Genomic DNA, 17333 nt, shown 5'->3' with positions numbered 1-17333 from the left:
TTTTGAGACATAGCCAAAATATCTGCTTTCGAAGCGTGCACGAATACAGCAATTGTTAAGCCTGATTAATCAGGGTGTGTGAAATGTAGCGTAAATTGTGGGGATGTAAATTGGTTTTGTTTGCTATATGATGCCGACCGATTTTTCATTCTCTCTAACGATTCCAGGACTGTACACCATGCCAGTGTTACACAACCGCGTGTCGAATGAGATGTTGAAAGCGCGTATGTTGGCTGAAACCGAACCGCGCACAACCATCTCTTTCTATAAATACTTCACGATCGACGATCCGCAGGCGACCCGCGATGCGCTTTATCAGGCGTTCACGGCCCTGAACGTCTTCGGCCGCGTCTACCTTGCCCGTGAAGGCATCAACGCGCAAATTAGCGTACCGGAAAGCAAAGTCAGCGCTTTCCGCGAGTGTCTTTATCAGTTCGATCCGGCCCTCGACGGCTTACGCCTGAACATTGCCCTGGACGATGACGGAAAATCCTTCTGGGTGCTGCGCATGAAGGTGCGTGAACGCATCGTGGCGGACGGTATCGACGATCCTGCGTTTAACGCGGCGGATGTCGGTGAATATCTCAAGGCAGCGGAAGTGAATGCGATGCTGGACGATCCGGATGCCGTGTTCATTGATATGCGTAACCACTATGAATACGAAGTGGGGCATTTCGAGAACGCGATGGAAATCCCGGCCGATACCTTCCGCGAGCAACTGCCCAAGGCGGTTGAGATGATGCAGGAACATAAAGATAAAAAGATCGTTATGTACTGCACCGGCGGTATCCGCTGTGAGAAAGCCAGCGCGTGGATGAAGCACAACGGCTTTAATAAGGTCTGGCATATTGAAGGCGGAATTATCGAGTACGCCCGCCGCGCCCGCGAGCAGGGTTTACCGGTGCGCTTTATCGGGAAAAACTTTGTCTTTGACGAGCGTATGGGTGAGCGTATCTCGGAAGACGTTATTGCCCAGTGCCACCAGTGCGGCGCACCGTGCGATACCCACACCAACTGCAAAAACGACGGGTGTCATCTGCTGTTCATTCAGTGCCCGGCCTGTGCCGAGAAGTTTAACGGCTGCTGTAGCGAACTGTGCAGCGAAGAGAGCATCCTGCCGGAAGAAGAGCAGCGTCGCCGCCGCGCAGGACGCGAAAACGGCAACAAGATTTTTAATAAATCACGCGGCCGTCTGAATACCAAACTGGGTATCCCTGACCCGGAATGATAATAACGCCCGGCACGGCGAAAGCCTTCCGGGCGAATCTATTATGATTTCTGCTGTACGCCTTCAACGGAAATAATCAGCTCAACGTCCTGAGACGCCGGGCCTAAATCCGTTGTGATATTAAAATCTTTCAGGTGAATTTTACCCGCCGCTTCAAAACCTGCGCGTTTACCGCCCCACGGATCGTCACCCTGACCCAGTAATTTAGCATCCAGCGTGACCGGTTTTGTTACGCCGTTAAGCGTCAGGTTGCCGGTAATATTCAGCTTATCACCCTCTTTTTTCACTTCCGTGGAGGTGAAGGTCGCCTGTGGGTATTTCCCGACATTGAGGAATTCCCCACTGCGCAGATGTTTATCACGTTCAGCATGATTGGTATCCACGCTGTTGGTATTAATGGTTACGTTGACCTTATCGGCGGCAGGATTCTTCTCGTCAAAGGTGAATGTGCCGTCAAAATCTTTAAAGGTACCGTACAGCCAGCTGTATCCCAGGTGCTGAATACGGAAATTGACGAAAGCGTGCTGGCCCTCCTTATCAATTTTATAATCAGCCGCCACGGCGGAACCGGCGGTGAATAACAGAGAACCCAGGGCGATACCCAGCAGGTGTTTTTTCATTTTATGCTCCAGAGTCAACTGACGAGCGGCCAAGCATGCGCTTTAGCGTATCGTCTTTATCAATAAAATGGTGTTTGAGGGCGGCAAGCCCGTGCAGCACGGACAGGATCACGACGCTCCACGCAAGCCAGAGGTGAACGACCCCGGCGGTGTCAGCCTGAGCGCCCGCATCGCTGAGCGTTGCCGGGACGTCAAAAAGGCCAAAGACGCTAATCGGCTTACCGTCCGCCGTTGAGATAAGATAGCCGCTGATCAGAATGGCGAAGAGCAGCGCATAGAGCGCGATATGCGCGGCAACGGCACTCAGGCGGGTCATTTTTCCGTGGGTCTTAGGCGCCGCGGGCGGCGGGGAAATATGTCGCCAGATCACACGAAAAACCAGACCCAGCATCAGGAGAACGCCAATGCTTTTATGTAACTCCGGTGCCTGGTGATACCAGCCGTCGTAATAGCTGAGCGTGACCATCCAGAGTCCAAGGCCAAACATACCGTAGACGGCAATAGCAAATATCCAGTGCAAACCTATGGATATTATTCCGTAGCGCCGGGAGGTGTTACGCAGTTGCATCAGAATGTCCATTTTCGTATTAACCGAAGGGTAAAAATGAACGGGAAGATGTGACATTGCAACTGAAATAATTGTCTATTGATTTGTATTTTATTTATTTCAGCAATTTTGAAAGGAAAGGGCGAAGGTAATTCAATGCCTTCGTGCAAGAGGAGTTGAGAGTTTCAATAAAGCTAAATTAATGTCAATTATTGTCAGTCAGGGTTTTCAATAAAATACAATGTAAACAAAATCAATAATAGCCAGCAGCGCCCACAATAAGATATAGAGCATGAAATGCTCGCGAATATTATTCATCAGAAAGCTAACGATCCTGCGCATAATGCCCCGTAATGCAGTGTGAATAAAACGGGCCCCGGAACCTCCGGAGCCCGTGCGGATTATCTGTTAAAACGCGAGAGTGAGAAGGGCGTCAGATCAAACTGCGGCGCGATGCCCTGGCCAAACTGTGCGGCGATCTCGCCCAGCACGGAAGCGAACTTAAAGCCGTGGCCGCTCAGCCCGGTGATCAGCAGGACGTTGTCATGCCCTGGCAGGGTATCAATGATAAAGTCTTCATCCGGCGTGTTGTCGTAGGTACAGGCCGCGCCATACAGCAAGCCACCGACGCCCGGAAGGATAGTACGCAGGAACGAGAAGGCTTCCGAACCATCCTGTGGATAGGCGCCAAAAGGCTTACGCTCTTCAGGGGAGGCGATCGCCTGGCCACCGTTGTGTTTACCGATTTTCAGCGCGTCTTTCTCGGAAGGGAAACCGTAGAACTGATCGCCATTCGGCAATTCGCCGGTGAAGGCCGGGAATTTATTCTGCGCGCTGTAGCGACCATCCGACTGGAACCAGGAGAAGACCTTCCGCACCGGCTGGATTGGCAGTTCCGGCAGCAGGCGAGTGACCCAGGTTCCGGCGCTGACGAGCAGGCGGGACGCTGAATAGTCGCCGTCAAAAGTCGTTACCGTGACGCCATTCTCGTCATGGGTGATGGCCTCCACCGGACAGTTAAACAGCTGCGCACAGCCGGCCTTAGCGGCAAGATCGATCCAGGTTTTGATTGCCGTTTCACAATGCAGCACGCCGGAGTGGGCTTCAAAGAGGCCGATGTAATCGTCCGGGACGGTAATTTCAGGCCAGCGCGCGGTAATGCCCGTTGCGTCCAGCTTCTCAACATCCAGATTAAAGGCTTTTGCGCTGCGCTCGACGCCGGCGAGAAAATCAGAATGAGCAGGGCCAAGGTTGATGACGCCGGTACGCTCGAAAATACGCTCTTCGGTCTGTGTCGCCAGTTCATCCCACAGCGTCTGGGCGCGAAGCACCAGCGGCACATAGCGCTCGCCTTCTCCATACGCATGGCGCATGAGACGGGTATCGCCATGATGGCTGCCCTCCGAATGAGGAGGAAGGTGGGCATCGATCATCAGGACCTTCAGACCTGCCTGTGTTGCGTAATAACCGGCAGCGGAACCCACGGAGCCGCTACCAATAATGATTAAGTCGTATCTCATATGCATCTCGTAAACTGATGTTTTGTTAGCAGAGTAATTAACAACGCGGGGTTAGACAAGGGAGAAATAAATAAGGCACCGCGAGGGTGCCTGTAGAGAGAAAAGTGGGCATAAGCTTAGTGCCGTTTATACTCATTTTCCTGATAGTCGCCAGATTCTATTTTTGCAATACCTGCCTCTAAAATAGAAATAAACTGACGGGCGACGTCTGTTGTTAGCCACAGCGTCTGTCCAACTTCCGCTTCTTCACGGTTGAGTTGATTCGGGGTCTGGTAGTGCAAACGCAGCATCAGCGCATCGTAGCTATCTACGGTACTGATATCCCAGCCAACCAGTGGATGGGTCTGGATCACTTCACTATTCTTTTCCATTATAACCCCCTTAATGCGTGTTAGAAGACAACGGCTCTGAGGTTCAATGCATGTTTTTCTGAAAGCATCTTCAGTATACCAAGTAATAAGGGTTCCAACGGGAAAAATAAACAGGTGGCAACACATTTTTCTGCTTTTTAGGATTGTTCGAACAATAAAACACCATCTCGTTCACGATTTTTAAAGAAGATGCCGAATTAATTTGAACTTGCAGGATTTTTAGACAAAAAAAAGCCGGGGCGACCCGGCAAAAAAACACAATGAGGGAGCAGTGTTAATCTGTGATAAACCAGTCGTCTGCGCTTTCCCACGTTTCCTGCAGGATTTCGCTGATGCGATCTTTATCTTCTTTCGCAGCACCAATGACGGAGAGGTTGTTCGCCGCGGCGTAACGCACCGTTACGGCACCCGCGTTGTCGGGAAAGGTGTTGTTAATACGGCGGGATAATTCGCCTGCCAGTGCATCAAGCGCGCCGGCAGGCAGAACAGTTGTTTTGGCTATGGTGACTTCAATACGCATAAATGCCCCCTGTGTAATATACTGTTTATTTATACAGGTATATTATCGGTTTGACAACAAGGGGCATTGATTTTTTAACGTTTTACCGTCCAGTTAACGGTTTCGCCCGCCAGGAATGGGATCAGCGTGTCATCCGTCAGCGCAATGGACTCCTCAACGTGGCTCGCTTTACGCTCCAGTTCGATGAAGGTGTCGTTGACCGGCAGGCCGTAGAAGCGCGGGCCGTTAAGGGAGCAGAACGCTTCAAAATGTTCGAGCGCGTTCATCTCTTCAAAGACGGTCGCGTAGCTGGCCAGTGCCGTTGGGGCGTTGAAGCAGCCTGCACAGCCGCAGCTCGCCTCTTTGCGGTGGCGAGCGTGAGGTGCGGAATCGGTGCCGAGGAACGCGCGGGAGAACCCGCTGGCAACCAGCTCGCGCAGCGCCTGCTGGTGGATGTTGCGCTTGAGAATAGGCAGACAGTACAGGTGAGGACGCACCCCGCCCACCAGCATGTGGTTACGGTTAAACATCAGATGCTGTGGCGTAATGGTCGCGGCGATAAGATCGTTGCCGTCGCGCACATACTCTGCCGCGTCTTTGGTGGTGATATGCTCAAAGACCACTTTAAGCGCGGGCAGGCGCTGGCGCAGAGGCTCCATTACGGTCTCGATAAAGCGGGCTTCACGGTCGAAGATGTCAATCTCGGCATGCGTGACTTCACCATGGACCAGTAGCGGCATGCCCAGTTTCTGCATGCGTTCCAGAACCGGCATGATGGCATCAATGCTGGTGACGCCGTGGCTGGAGTTGGTGGTGGCATTTGCCGGGTAGAGTTTCGCCGCCGTAAATACGCCTTCGTTAAACCCGCGCTCCACTTCGTTCGGATCCAGCGAGTCGGTCAGATAGCAGGTCATCAACGGGGTAAAATCGTGTCCCGCAGGAACGGCATCCAGGATGCGCTGGCGATAGGCCATCGCGGCATCGACGGTGGTGACTGGTGGAACCAGGTTAGGCATGACAATCGCGCGGCCATAAATTTCGCTGGTATAAGGCACGACGGTTTTCAGCATATCGCCATCACGCAGATGGATATGCCAGTCGTCAGGGCGGCGGATTTTAAGAACCTGGGGTTGTGCAGTCATGGAAGCTCCGGCTTGTCAGGAATCAGTCATAAGGATGGCTGTTTTTGCCGGACACAAATCATAAGCGGAAACGTTTTCGTTTGCACACTTTTCCGTAAAAAAAAGGGCGCCGCAGCGCCCTTCAGGTTAATCGGTGAAAGGAATGATAATTTCACCCGGTTTCACCTCAATGCCTTTTGCATATTTTTTCGCCAGAGCTTCACCCTTGCTTTTGTCTTCGCTTAAGACGTACGCGGGCTGCTGGTTAAAGTAATTTCGCAGCGACTGGTTCAGATAGGGCATCAGGGTTTGCAGAACCGGTGCCATCTTGTCCGGCGACACCTGCGCATCGACGACTTCCATCTCCTGCAGGAAAATCGCCCCTTTCTCTTTGTTGAAAACGGGCAGGGCCTTCAGCTTGAGCTTGATGTTGGCCTTCTGATTGCCAAAGAGGGATGACATATCGAGATCCGCATCACCGGCCAGGGTGACTTTGTTTGGCTCTTCACGTCCGATCTGGCTGGTCAGGTTCGTCAGGACGATATGCGCGTCCGCCAGTCCCGGCACGCCAATGTCTTTAGAGAAATTGTTATGTTTTTCCAGCGCCTGATTAATTTCCTGTTCACTGACGGTATATTGCGTGAGCTGGTTACAGCCAACCAGCAGACCGCTGACAACTAATGCCGCGGCAAAGACAATTTTCTTCATAGTGTTCCTCAACGAAAAATCGGCGCTTCTGTCCTGTTACGCCAGTATGTCAGTGTGAATTGGCAGAAACCAGCAGAAAAAACTGAGAAGTGGGGCGGGAAGGGCTCCCGCCCGAGGGAAAGGCTACGCGCCAGGCTCGAGCATACCGCTCGCGCTGCGTTTCGGGCTGAACTGCCACCACAGAGCAAGGAGCGTCATAAAACCCACCGCGCCGAGCATCATCCACGGGAGTTCGGGCTGGCTTAACGCTTTTCCGGCATCAAACAACCAGCCGCCACCGGCGTAACCTAATGCGCCGCCAAGCGCCAGCCCCAGCCGGCTGAACCCCATATAGCTGCCACGCGCACGCGCATCTGCAAGCGAGGCGCTCAGCGTTTCACGGGCAGGCTCGGCGATGATCGACCCTATATAGAACGTGCAAATCAGCGTAAACAGCTGCTGGAGAGAGTTCACCAGGCCGATCGGCATCATGCTCAGCGTCATCAGGAACAGACCGGCCATCAGGCGATGCTCCAGACGAAAACGCCGTTCGCTCCAGCGGGCAATCGGATAAAGCAGCGTTAACGACAGGCAGGCTTCGATGGCGTACATCCATTTAACGGCTGCAGGGGTCCCCGCGATGTCGTTAACCATGATCGGCAGCATCAGCATGACCTGTACAGCCAGCATGTAGTATCCCGTCAGGGTCAACACATAGGTGACAAAACGCCTGTCGCGCAGGACGCGGCCAAGCCCTTCACGGACCGGCGCTTTGACCGTCGACAGTTTCCAGGCGGGCAGGAACAGGCCATTGAACAGCGCGCACAGAATAAAGAGCACCGCCCCAGCGGCGCAGACCAGACGGAAGTCATACTGCAGCAGCCAGCTTCCCAACAGGGCGCCGATAACCGCCCCTGCACTGTCCTGCATCATCAGAATCGAGAAGAAACGGCCGCGGTGCTGGGGGCGAATAAGCTTTACCACCAGCGCGGTGCGTGGCGGATCGAACAGCGTGCCGCCGATACCGGAGAGGAAACAGGAGAACCAGAGCAGCCAGGGCTCCTGGGCGACCGCCATCGTGGCAAAGCCTGCCGCGCGCAGCAGCATACCGGTAACGATCATCGGTTTAGCGCCGAAGCGGTCAGCGATGGCCCCGCCAAAGACGCCCAGGCCCTGCTGGACAAACTGGCGTAGCCCCAGGGCAATGCCAACCATTAATGCCGCCCAGCCCATCTGATCGACAAAGCGGATCGATATCAGCGGAAAAACGACAAAAAAGCCGAGCACGACCAGCATGTTATCGACGAGCAGGAAATATTTACCCAGGCTCCTGGCCTGTGATACGCGGGACATTTTCCCTCCAGGGAAAATAAGAAGGTGAGCACGCTAACATTCTGCGGTGTCGCCGCGTTTTTTCCCACCCCCGGGGGTGACAATATTTTTTTATCAAAAGGGTGCTTTGATAGAGAGTTCTCATCGAAAAATGTGAAAAGAGGTGAAAATGGTATGTCACTGTTTTCACAGACGGCGCAGGCGCAGGTATAGTAAAGCTAATGGGTCAGCAGAAGTGACGGGAAGGAGTGGTATCGATGTTTGGCTATCGCAGCAATGTGCCAAAAGTGCGTCTGACAACGGACAGGCTGGTCGTTCGTCTGGTGCATGAGCGTGATGCCTGGCGTCTGGCGGATTATTACGCCGAGAATCGCCAGTTTTTAAAACCCTGGGAACCCGTTCGGGATGAGAGCCATTGTTACCCTTCCGGCTGGCAGGCGCGCCTCAGCATGATTACGGAATTTCACAAGCAGGGCAGCGCGTTTTATTTCGCGCTGCTGGATCCTGAAGAGAAAGAAATTATCGGGATCGCCAACTTTTCAAACGTGGTGCGCGGGTCGTTTCACGCCTGCTACCTCGGCTACTCCATCGGCCAGAAATGGCAGGGGCAGGGGCTGATGTACGAGGCGTTAACGGTGGCGATCCGCTATATGCAACGCACGCAGCATATCCATCGCATTATGGCGAACTATATGCCGCACAATCAGCGCAGCGGCAATTTGCTGGCCCGCTTAGGGTTCGAGAAAGAGGGTTACGCCAAAGACTATCTGCTGATAGACGGAGAGTGGCGCGACCACGTTCTGACGGCGTTAACCACCCGGGACTGGACCGCAGGTCGTTAAGGAGAAAAGATGAAGTATCAGCTAAACGGTACAGAAGCGCGCGTGATTGGGTGCTTACTCGAAAAGCAGGTTACCACGCCGGAGCAGTATCCGCTCTCCGTCAACGCCGTGACCATGGCCTGCAACCAGAAGACCAACCGCGAGCCGGTGATGAACCTCAGCGAGCATGAGGTTCAGGACGTGCTGGATGCGCTGGTAAAACGCCACTACCTGCGCACCGTCAGCGGCTTCGGCAACCGCGTGACCAAATACGAACAGCGCTTCTGTAACTCCGAATTCGGCGACCTGAAGCTGAGCAGTGCGGAAGTGGCGGTCATCACCACGCTGTTGCTGCGCGGGGCGCAGACGCCGGGAGAGTTGCGCACGCGCGCTTCCCGTATGCATGAGTTCAGCGATATGCAGGAAGTTGAGCAGACCCTGGAAGGGCTGGCCTCACGTGAAGACGGCCCATACGTGGTGCGACTGGCGCGCGAGCCGGGCAAACGTGAAAGCCGCTATATGCATCTGTTCAGCGGCGACGTTGATGTCGCTACCGCTACCGTGGAGAGCGACGCGGGATCCTCAGCAAGTAATGACACTCTTGCCGCGCGCGTAGAAGCGCTGGAAGACGAGGTCGCCGGGCTGAAACAGCGCCTGGATGCGTTGCTGGCACATCTGGGAGACTGACGGTGAAAAAATTACGCGTAGGCGTGGTGGGGCTCGGCGGCATCGCGCAAAAGGCCTGGCTGCCTGTTTTAGGTGCAGCAACGGACTGGGCCCTGCAAGGGGCATGGTCACCCACCCGAGAAAAGGCAGAACGTATCTGCGAAACCTGGCGCATTCCGTATGCTGCCTCCCTGCAGGATCTGGCCCGCGAGTGTGATGCGGTCTTTGTGCATACCTCAACGGCAACCCACTATCAGGTGGTAAGCGAGTTGCTCAATTTAGGAGTTCACGTCTGCGTGGATAAGCCGCTGGCGGAAAATGTTCAGGATGCCGAGCGGCTGATTGAGCTGGCCGCGCGCAAAAAACTGACGCTGATGGTGGGCTTCAACCGCCGCTTCGCGCCGCTTTACCAGCAGCTGAAGGCGCAGTCGGACACGCTCGCCTCGCTGCGGATGGATAAGCACCGCACCGACAGCATTGGGCCAAACGATCTGCGCTTCACCCTTCTGGATGATTATCTGCACGTTGTGGATACGGCGCTGTGGCTGAGCAACGGAAATGCGCAGCTGAAGAGCGGTACCCTGTTAACGAATGACCAGGGGCAGATGGTCTACGCGGAACACCACTTCGCCGTTGAGCATCTTCAGATTACCACCAGCATGCACCGTCGTGCGGGAAGTCAGCGTGAATCCGTGCAGGCGGTGACCGAGGGTGCGCTGTACGACATTACGGACATGCGCGAGTGGCGGGAAGAGAAGGGCAACGGCGTGGTGACGCTCCCGGCGCCAGGCTGGCAGAGCACCCTCGAGCAGCGCGGTTTCGCAGGATGCGCCCGTCACTTTATCACCTGCGTGCAAAATCAGACGGTTCCTGAAACGTCCGGCGAGCAGGCCATTCTGGCGCAGCGCATTGTGGAAAGGCTCTGGCGCGATGCCATGAGCGAATAACTCGCTGTAACATCTGCGGATAGTAATTCGTTGAAATCCGGTTAGACTAAGCGCCGCTTGTTGGCTTTGCCGGGTGGCGCTTACGCTAACCCGATCTACAAATCCGTATGGTTCTGGAAATTCACGTTAATGAACTTATTAAAATCGCTGGCGGCCGTCAGCTCGATGACCATGTTTTCCCGCGTGCTGGGTTTTGCGCGCGACGCCATTGTGGCAAGGGTATTTGGTGCAGGGATGGCCACGGACGCCTTTTTCGTCGCGTTCAAATTGCCGAACCTGCTGCGTCGTATTTTTGCTGAAGGGGCGTTTTCCCAGGCATTCGTGCCCATTCTGGCGGAATATAAAAGCAAGCAGGGTGAAGACGCGACGCGCGTCTTTGTTTCTTATGTCTCCGGCCTGCTGACGCTGGCTTTGGCGGTGGTGACCGTACTCGGGATGCTGGCCGCGCCCTGGGTGATTATGGTGACCGCGCCCGGTTTTGCCGATACGGCTGACAAATTTGCGCTGACCTCGCAGCTGCTGCGCATTACTTTCCCCTATATTCTGCTCATCTCGCTGGCCTCGCTGGTGGGGGCGATCCTGAACACCTGGAACCGCTTCTCTGTCCCGGCGTTTGCGCCAACGTTTCTCAACGTCAGCATGATCGGTTTTGCCCTGTTCGCCGCGCCGCACTTCAACCCGCCGGTGCTGGCGCTGGCCTGGGCGGTTACCGTCGGCGGCGTGCTGCAGCTGGCGTACCAGCTGCCGCATCTGAAAAAAATCGGCATGCTGGTGCTGCCGCGCATCAATCTTAAAGATGCCGGGGCGATGCGCGTGATCAAGCAGATGGGGCCCGCCATTCTCGGCGTCTCCGTCAGCCAGATCTCGCTTATCATCAACACCATCTTTGCCTCTTTCCTCGTGTCCGGCTCGGTATCCTGGATGTACTACGCCGACCGTCTGATGGAGTTCCCGTCCGGGGTGCTGGGCGTGGCGCTGGGGACCATCCTGCTGCCGTCGCTGTCGAAAAGTTTTGCCAGCGGAAACCATGATGAATATTGCCGCCTGATGGACTGGGGTTTACGTCTCTGCTTCCTGCTGGCCCTGCCAAGCGCGGTAGCGCTGGGTATTCTGGCCAAACCGCTGACGGTGTCGCTCTTTCAGTACGGGAAATTCACCGCCTTTGATGCCGCTATGACCCAGCGCGCGCTGATTGCCTACTCGGTCGGCTTGATGGGGCTGATCGTCGTCAAGGTGCTGGCGCCCGGGTTCTACTCGCGTCAGGACATCAAAACGCCGGTGAAAATTGCCATCGTGACGCTGATTATGACCCAGCTGATGAACCTGGCGTTTATTGGTCCGCTGAAGCATGCCGGCCTGTCGCTGTCTATTGGTCTGGCGGCCTGTCTGAATGCCGGGCTGTTGTACTGGCAGCTGCGCAAGCAGGATATTTTCACGCCGCAGCCGGGGTGGGGAAGTTTCCTGGTACGTCTGATCGTTGCGGTACTGGTGATGTCAGCCGCGCTGCTCGGCATGATGTACGTGATGCCGGAGTGGTCCGTCGGCACCATGCCTTATCGTCTGATGCGGCTGATGGCCGTGGTAGGCGTCGGGGTGGTGGCTTACTTTGCCACGCTCGCGGTGCTGGGGTTCAAAGTGAAAGAGTTTGCCCGCCGTACGGCATAAACGCCAAAAGGGGAGTTCACCTTATGGTGCTCCCCGCTGCATGATTTGTCGCTCAGGCGTCAAATCGAAATCTTTTTAACTCCCGCAATACGCGCAGTCGCTGTTTGACCATCCGCACCGTACAGTCCGGTTTCTTTATGCGGTTTCAATACCTCAAGCGCCTGCTGATTACGCTCAATCTGACCTTCCAGTAGCCAGCCGTTGTGCTGGTTAAGGTCGCGCAGGTGCTGGGTTTTTTCGGTAATGGTTTGCCAGCGCTCAATAATATCGTCATTGGCGCTACGCTTAGGATCCTGCTCAGCGCGGCGCTGCTGCTCCAGATAATCCAGCGTCGCCAGTAGCGAACTCTTATCTTCAGTAATACGCTGCAGCGCGCTGCCGTTGATGTGACCGGAAGAGAGATGCTGCTGTTCAGCGTCCATTACCGTTTTCAGGTCGTTAAGAACAACCGTCATTTGATCCAGTATTTCTGACAGTCGACTCATACGGTTAGTTACTCTGTAAGAAACTCTGTGCTTCCTGAATCAGGGCGTCAGCGATTTTGCTGGTGTCCATTTTCAGCTCACCGTTACGAATAGCCGTTTTCAGCGCTTCAACACGTTCCATATTGATATCGTTGCTGCCTGGCTGCATCAGTTTTGCCTGCGCGTCGCTCAGGGTCACGCTGGTGCTGTTGGACGTTGACGGTTTTTCCAGACGCGTTTTCTGCGCAGGAGCGTCATTCGTTTCGCGAGGTTGTACAGCGCTTACCGGCTTCAGGGCTGATGTACGATCAATGCTCATAGTGTTGTCCTCATCGAGGGTTCGCGGCGTTTGCGCCTGACATCATCATTAGTGGAATATTTATCGGCACGCGCCGCGAAATCTTTAAAAAGATTATAGGTTAATCAGAATATTCCCATCAGAATCGACGGTTCCGCTCACCACCTGGCCTGAGGACATTCTGACGCGGGCGTTTTGCGCCACCGCGGCATTGTTTAACGCTTTCCCTTCACTGTTGATGCTAAAGCCATCTCCGTTGGCCACCACCATCACCTGTTGACCTGCTTTTACCCGCCATGACTGACGCAGCATTGAGAGCTGTATCGGCTGGCCGGGTGCGACATCGCGCAGGCTGACGGCGTCCTGTGCCTGGTTCATTTCCAGCATGGTGCGTGGAGGCAGCTGGTCCAGACGGCCGCGTTTTAACGTCACGCTGTTCGTCTGCAGCACGCTGCCGCGCGCAATGGGCACGGCGGCGACAACATAATTGCCCGTCGCCTGAACTGCAACCTGTAAATAGCGTTTTTCGTTCGCGCAGCGTGCCAGCACGTTCACATTTCCCCACAGCCGGGTGGTTCCCGTCACGCTGAATGACGGTTGGTCACAGGTCGGGTACAGATTCGGTGGGGTGCGCACGGTAACGTTAACCTCATCGCTAAAGCCCGCCAGCTTTTCAGCAAAAAAAGCCGTCAGCCGATCCTGTAAGCCTTCAGCCTGCACCAGAGGGCTAAAGAGCAAGAAAGTTGCCACCAGGCCACGTTTTAACGTTTGCATCGCAAGTTCCACCGTTTCCAGAGTTGAATGAATTCTACCTGCAGTGGTTTTGCATCAACGCAATAAATAGCGACGCATTTTGCGCTTATTCCGTCGATAGGGGAGACCGGGTGAGATTTAAGCTGTGAACTGAAATTTTGCCATCAGCGGAGGAGACATGCTCGATAAACTCGACGCCGCGTTACGTTTTCAGCAGGAAGCGCTCAATTTACGCGCCCAGCGGCAGGAGATTTTAGCCGCCAACATCGCTAACGCCGATACCCCAGGGTTTCAGGCGCGCGATATTGATTTTTCCAGTGAACTCAAAAAGGTGATGGAGCGTGGACGTGCCGAAGGAACGGGTGTTGCACTTGCCATGACATCCTCTCGCCATATTCCTGCTCAGGCGATGACCGCGCCAGCGACCGATTTACTTTACCGCATTCCCGATCAGCCCTCACTCGACGGTAACACCGTGGATATGGACCGGGAGCGTACCCAGTTTGCCGATAACAGTCTGAAATACCAGACGGGCCTGACCGTACTCGGCGGACAAATCAAAGGCATGATGAACGTCCTGCAGGGGGGGAACTGATAGATGGCCTTGTTGAATATTTTTGATATTGCCGGTTCGGCGTTAACCGCGCAGTCCAAACGCCTGAACGTGGCTGCCAGTAACCTGGCGAACGCCGACAGCGTAACCGGACCAGACGGCCAGCCTTATCGCGCCAAACAGGTTGTCTTTCAGGTCGATGCTGCGCCGGGCGCGGCGACGGGCGGCGTGAAGGTGTCTGATGTGGTAGAGAGCCAGGCGCCGGACAGACTGGTGTATGAGCCGGGTAACCCGCTCGCGGATGCCAGCGGATACGTGAAAATGCCAAACGTGGATGTGGTGGGTGAGATGGTGAACTCCATGTCGGCTTCCCGCAGCTACCAGGCCAACGTTGAAGTGCTGAATACCGTGAAGAGCATGATGCTCAAAACGCTCACTCTCGGCCAGTAAAGGAGACATGCATGTCCATCGCCGTAAATGTGAATGATCCTACGAACTCGGGTGTTAATAACACCAAGAGTACGACGGGTTCTAACTCCCTCACCGGGAGCAATGCCTCCGATCTTCAGGGCAGCTTTCTGACGCTGCTGGTGGCGCAGCTTAAGAACCAGGATCCCACCAACCCAATGCAGAACAACGAACTGACCACGCAGCTTGCGCAGATCAGCACCGTGAGCGGCATTGAGAAACTTAACACCACCCTAGGCTCCGTCTCCGGGCAGATCAACAGTGCCCAGTCTCTGCAGGCGGCAAGCCTGATTGGCCACGGGGTGATGATCCCGGGAACCACGATTCTGGCGGGCACCAGCACCACTGAAGGCAACACCACAACGACCACCACGCCGTTTGGCGTTGAGCTCCAGCAGGCGGCTGAGAAGGTCACTGCAACGATCATGGATGCCAATAACGTGGTGGTTCGCACCATTGATATCGGTGAGCTGAAGGCGGGCGTTCACACCTTTACGTGGGATGGCAGCCTGACCGACGGCACTAAAGCACCAAACGGTTCTTACAAAGTAGCGATCAGCGCCAGCAACGGGACGACCCAGCTGGTGGCGCAGCCGCTGCAGTTCGCGCTGGTCCAGGGCGTGATTAAAGGAAGCGACGGCAACAAACTGGATTTGGGAACCTCTGGTTCCACCACACTCGACGAAGTTCGGCAGATTATCTAAGCCTTAACACTTATCAGGAGTAAGTCATGGCCTTTTCTCAAGCGGTCAGCGGCCTGAATGCTGCGGCCACCAACCTGGACGTCATTGGCAACAACATCGCCAACTCCGCGACCTATGGTTTTAAATCCGGTTCTGCTTCATTTGCGGACATGTTCGCCGGTTCCAAAGTCGGCCTGGGCGTGAAAGTTGCGGGCATCACTCAGGACTTTACCGACGGCACCACCACCAACACCGGTCGTGGTCTGGACGTTGCTATCAGCCAGAACGGTTTCTTCCGTATGGTCGATTCCAACGGTTCTGTGTTCTACAGCCGTAACGGCCAGTTCAAGCTGGACGAAAACCGTACGCTGGTTAACATGCAGGGCATGCAGCTGACGGGCTACCCGGTAGCTGGAACGCCTCCAACCGTTCAGACCGGTGCGAACCCTCAGGCGATTACTATCCCGAATACCCTGATGGCGGCGAAATCAACCACCACCGCGACGCAGCAGATCAACCTGAACTCAACCGATCCTGTTCAAACTGCCCCGTTCGATGCGACCAACCCGGATACCTATAACAAAAAAGGGACCGTGACCGTATTCGACAGCCAGGGTAACGCCCACAACATGTACGTCTACTACGTGAAGACGGCCAACAATAAATGGGATCTTTACACTCAGGACGGCAGCGTTGCGGGTTCTACAGCAGCGAAAGCGGCGCAGATGAACTTTGATGCGAACGGTAACCTGGCGGGTGTCTACAACTACGACGCTGCGGGTGTACTGAGCGCAACGCCAAACGCCACGCCGGCCATTAACATCACCACGGGTTCTGTCAGCGGTGCGACGGCGGCGACCTTCTCCCTGAGCTTCCAGAACTCCATGCAGCAGAACACCGGTGCAAACAGCGTTGTGGCAACCAATCAGAACGGCTACAAGCCTGGCGACCTGGTGAGCTACCAGATCAACGACGATGGCACCGTGGTGGGAAGCTACTCTAACGAACAGTCTCAGGTTCTGGGCCAGATCGTGTTGGCAAACTTCGCGAACAACGAAGGCCTGAAATCTGAAGGCGACAACGTCTGGTCTGCCACTCAGTCCTCCGGCGTGGCGCTGCTGGGTACCGCAGGCACCGGTAACTTCGGCAAGCTGACTAACGGCGCGCTGGAAGCTTCCAACGTGGATATGAGTAAAGAACTGGTGAACATGATCGTCGCGCAGCGTAACTATCAGTCGAACGCGCAGACCATCAAAACCCAGGACCAGATCCTCAACACGCTGGTTAACCTGCGTTAAGCGGCTAACAGGAAAGCACAATGGATCACGCAATATATACCGCGATGGGCGCGGCAAGTCAGACGCTCAATCAGCAGGCCGTTACCGCCAGCAACCTGGCAAACGCCTCTACGCCAGGCTTTCGCGCGCAGCTTAATGCGCTGCGCGCGGTGCCGGTAGAAGGGCTGTCCCTGCCGACCCGTACGCTGGTGACGGCATCAACCCCTGGCGCAGATATGACGCCTGGGCAGATGGACTACACCTCGCGCCCGCTGGACGTTGCCCTGCAGCAGGACGGCTGGCTGGCGGTGCAAACGGCCGACGGCAGCGAAGGCTATACCCGTAACGGCAATATCCAGGTGAGCGCGACGGGCCAGCTGACGATTCAGGGTCATCCGGTAATGGGGGAAGCGGGTCCGCTGACCGTGCCGGAAGGCTCTGAGCTGACTATCGCCGCGGACGGTACCATTTCGGCGCTGAACCCGGGCGACCCGGCCAATACCGTTGCGCCCGTCGGACGTCTGAAGCTGGTGAAAGCGGAAGCCAAAGACGTGCAGCGCGGCGACGACGGCATGTTCCGTCTGACCCAGGCGGCGCAGGCGGCGCAGGCGACGCGTGGTGCCACGTTACAGGCCGATCCGAGCATCCGCGTGATGTCCGGCGTTCTGGAAGGCAGCAACGTCAAGCCGGTCGAAGCCATGACCGACATGATTGCCAGCGCCCGTCGTTTTGAAATGCAGATGAAGATCATCAGCAGCGTGGATGAAAACGCGGGCAAGGCTAACCAACTTCTGGCTATGAGTTAACAGGACT

22 protein-coding genes are annotated in these 17333 nt (G+C 55.4%); 10 read left to right on the top strand and 12 right to left on the bottom strand.

All coding sequences use genetic code 11. From position 1 onward, the window contains the following. The first annotated feature begins 178 nt into the window (after nt 1-178). Nucleotides 179-1228 carry a rhodanese-related sulfurtransferase gene (locus tag HCH49_RS08320; protein WP_033145192.1) on the top strand — a complete coding sequence of 350 codons (1050 nt, stop codon included), beginning with the start codon at nt 179-181 and terminating at the stop codon, nt 1226-1228. Nucleotides 1229-1269: 41 nt separating this feature from the next. Here the strand turns inward: HCH49_RS08320 and HCH49_RS08315 are convergent, their stop codons facing one another. The 9 genes from HCH49_RS08315 to mdtH form a co-directional block, all read right to left on the bottom strand. After that, on the bottom strand, nt 1270-1848 hold the full coding sequence (locus HCH49_RS08315) for a YceI family protein (RefSeq protein ID WP_033145193.1): 579 nt from the start codon (nt 1846-1848) through the stop codon (nt 1270-1272). Nucleotide 1849: 1 nt separating this feature from the next. Continuing rightward, complete coding sequence (locus tag HCH49_RS08310) at nt 1850-2416, bottom strand: cytochrome b (RefSeq protein ID WP_033145194.1); 567 nt, start codon at nt 2414-2416, stop codon at nt 1850-1852. Nucleotides 2417-2623: 207 nt separating this feature from the next. Continuing rightward, on the bottom strand, nt 2624-2737 hold the full coding sequence (locus HCH49_RS08305; protein WP_032638658.1) for a YceO family protein: 114 nt from the start codon (nt 2735-2737) through the stop codon (nt 2624-2626). 59 nt (nt 2738-2796) lie between these two features. Then, nucleotides 2797-3915, bottom strand: coding sequence for an N-methyl-L-tryptophan oxidase (gene solA / locus HCH49_RS08300; protein WP_221702512.1), 1119 nt, complete (start codon nt 3913-3915; stop codon nt 2797-2799). Nucleotides 3916-4031: 116 nt separating this feature from the next. Continuing rightward, nucleotides 4032-4286 carry a biofilm formation regulator BssS gene (gene bssS, locus HCH49_RS08295; protein ID WP_008500827.1) on the bottom strand — a complete coding sequence of 85 codons (255 nt, stop codon included), beginning with the start codon at nt 4284-4286 and terminating at the stop codon, nt 4032-4034. Between the two features lie 274 nt (nt 4287-4560). Further along, nucleotides 4561-4806, bottom strand: a complete 246-nt coding sequence (gene dinI, locus HCH49_RS08290; protein ID WP_008500826.1) for a DNA damage-inducible protein I — start codon at nt 4804-4806, stop codon at nt 4561-4563. Nucleotides 4807-4880: 74 nt separating this feature from the next. Further along, nucleotides 4881-5927: a dihydroorotase gene (gene pyrC, locus HCH49_RS08285; RefSeq protein ID WP_033145198.1), complete on the bottom strand. Its 1047-nt coding sequence runs from the start codon at nt 5925-5927 to the stop codon at nt 4881-4883. A gap of 126 nt (nt 5928-6053) precedes the next feature. Continuing rightward, a complete protein-coding gene (locus HCH49_RS08280; protein ID WP_023311126.1) occupies nt 6054-6614 on the bottom strand; it encodes a lipoprotein in 561 nt (186 codons plus the stop codon). A 123-nt stretch (nt 6615-6737) separates the two neighbouring features. Continuing rightward, nucleotides 6738-7946 carry a multidrug efflux MFS transporter MdtH gene (mdtH, locus tag HCH49_RS08275; RefSeq protein ID WP_039261870.1) on the bottom strand — a complete coding sequence of 403 codons (1209 nt, stop codon included), beginning with the start codon at nt 7944-7946 and terminating at the stop codon, nt 6738-6740. A 236-nt stretch (nt 7947-8182) separates the two neighbouring features. Here mdtH and rimJ point away from each other — a divergent pair, with 236 nt between their 5' ends. The 4 genes from rimJ (at nt 8183) to murJ (ending at nt 12024) form a co-directional block, all read left to right on the top strand. Beyond that, complete coding sequence (gene rimJ, locus HCH49_RS08270) at nt 8183-8767, top strand: ribosomal protein S5-alanine N-acetyltransferase (protein ID WP_008500822.1); 585 nt, start codon at nt 8183-8185, stop codon at nt 8765-8767. A 9-nt stretch (nt 8768-8776) separates the two neighbouring features. Then, on the top strand, nt 8777-9433 hold the full coding sequence (locus HCH49_RS08265; protein WP_033145200.1) for a YceH family protein: 657 nt from the start codon (nt 8777-8779) through the stop codon (nt 9431-9433). 2 nt (nt 9434-9435) lie between these two features. Continuing rightward, the gene (locus HCH49_RS08260) at nt 9436-10359 is read left to right on the top strand and encodes a Gfo/Idh/MocA family protein (RefSeq protein ID WP_087822332.1); all 924 of its coding nucleotides are present in this window, start codon (nt 9436-9438) and stop codon (nt 10357-10359) included. 129 nt (nt 10360-10488) lie between these two features. Continuing rightward, nucleotides 10489-12024 (top strand): murein biosynthesis integral membrane protein MurJ, encoded by a 1536-nt coding sequence (gene murJ, locus HCH49_RS08255; RefSeq protein ID WP_221702511.1) that lies wholly within the window; start codon nt 10489-10491, stop codon nt 12022-12024. A 59-nt stretch (nt 12025-12083) separates the two neighbouring features. On the opposite strand, the gene flgN is transcribed toward murJ, so the two are convergent. The 3 genes from flgN to flgA form a co-directional block, all read right to left on the bottom strand. Continuing rightward, a complete protein-coding gene (gene flgN / locus HCH49_RS08250; protein ID WP_008500818.1) occupies nt 12084-12509 on the bottom strand; it encodes a flagella biosynthesis chaperone FlgN in 426 nt (141 codons plus the stop codon). 4 nt (nt 12510-12513) lie between these two features. Further along, entirely contained in the window at nt 12514-12807 is a 294-nt protein-coding gene (flgM, locus tag HCH49_RS08245) for a flagellar biosynthesis anti-sigma factor FlgM (RefSeq protein ID WP_023311133.1), read from the bottom strand. Between the two features lie 93 nt (nt 12808-12900). Further along, on the bottom strand, nt 12901-13560 hold the full coding sequence (gene flgA, locus HCH49_RS08240) for a flagellar basal body P-ring formation chaperone FlgA (RefSeq protein ID WP_023311134.1): 660 nt from the start codon (nt 13558-13560) through the stop codon (nt 12901-12903). 157 nt (nt 13561-13717) lie between these two features. Between flgA and flgB the strand changes: the two genes are divergently transcribed. From flgB to HCH49_RS08215, 5 genes are read left to right on the top strand one after another with little or no spacing between them, the layout of a single operon-like run. Then, nucleotides 13718-14134 (top strand): flagellar basal body rod protein FlgB, encoded by a 417-nt coding sequence (gene flgB / locus HCH49_RS08235; RefSeq protein WP_023311135.1) that lies wholly within the window; start codon nt 13718-13720, stop codon nt 14132-14134. 3 nt (nt 14135-14137) lie between these two features. After that, nucleotides 14138-14542 (top strand): flagellar basal body rod protein FlgC, encoded by a 405-nt coding sequence (gene flgC / locus HCH49_RS08230; protein WP_008500814.1) that lies wholly within the window; start codon nt 14138-14140, stop codon nt 14540-14542. 11 nt (nt 14543-14553) lie between these two features. Next, a complete protein-coding gene (flgD, locus tag HCH49_RS08225) occupies nt 14554-15264 on the top strand; it encodes a flagellar hook assembly protein FlgD (RefSeq protein WP_029740349.1) in 711 nt (236 codons plus the stop codon). 26 nt (nt 15265-15290) lie between these two features. After that, entirely contained in the window at nt 15291-16541 is a 1251-nt protein-coding gene (flgE, locus tag HCH49_RS08220) for a flagellar hook protein FlgE (protein WP_039261882.1), read from the top strand. Nucleotides 16542-16561: 20 nt separating this feature from the next. Continuing rightward, entirely contained in the window at nt 16562-17326 is a 765-nt protein-coding gene (locus HCH49_RS08215; protein WP_221702510.1) for a flagellar basal body rod protein FlgF, read from the top strand. Nucleotides 17327-17333: the final 7 nt, after the last annotated feature.

The sequence above is a fragment of the Enterobacter sp. Y17 genome (genome assembly GCF_019730495.1).
Classification (GTDB): domain Bacteria; phylum Pseudomonadota; class Gammaproteobacteria; order Enterobacterales; family Enterobacteriaceae; genus Enterobacter; species Enterobacter asburiae_B.
This window is presented reverse-complemented; position numbering and strand designations above follow the sequence as displayed.